1 protein-coding gene is annotated in these 469 nt (G+C 61.2%); it reads left to right on the top strand.

Features of this window, described 5'->3' with window-relative positions:
* Positions 1–28: 28 nt before the first annotated feature.
* Positions 29–469: S1C family serine protease (locus H3V53_RS44055; protein WP_336603072.1), on the top strand; the 441-nt coding region annotated here is incomplete at its 3' end.

Genomic DNA, 469 nt, shown 5'->3' with positions numbered 1-469 from the left:
GGGCATCGTAAGTACCGCGCTGCGTACGTTGTCCGACGGCAAGCGGTTTGTGTTCATCCAGACTGCTGTACCGGCGAATCCGGATCACTCCGGCGGTCCGGTTTTTAACGAGGCCGGCCAGGTGATCGGCATTGTGCATGAGCACAGAGGCATCGATCGACCTGCGGGAACGACGTTCGCGATTCCAGCCGACGCGGCAACTACGCTATTAAAGACGTTGCAAAGCCAGCACCAACGCCCGACGCGGCCGACCGGCGACAGTTTCGGCCTGGGCGTACAGGATGTCAGTGTTGGCGTCGCTGCTGCGCTTGGTTTGTCCACCGTCTCAGGCGTACTGGTCAATACGGTGAAGCCGGGGTCTGCCAGCGCGGTGGCTGGCATCATGCCGGGGGACGTCATAGTCCAGGTCGATGGCAGGGTGACTGGCAACTCAGCCGCCTTTTCAGAAGCTCTGACAAAACTGCGAGCC

The organism is Paraburkholderia bengalensis (genome assembly GCF_037126505.1).
GTDB lineage: Bacteria > Pseudomonadota > Gammaproteobacteria > Burkholderiales > Burkholderiaceae > Paraburkholderia > Paraburkholderia bengalensis.
The sequence above is the reverse complement of the archived record's forward strand: the minus strand, read 5'-3'. Positions and strand labels throughout refer to the sequence as shown.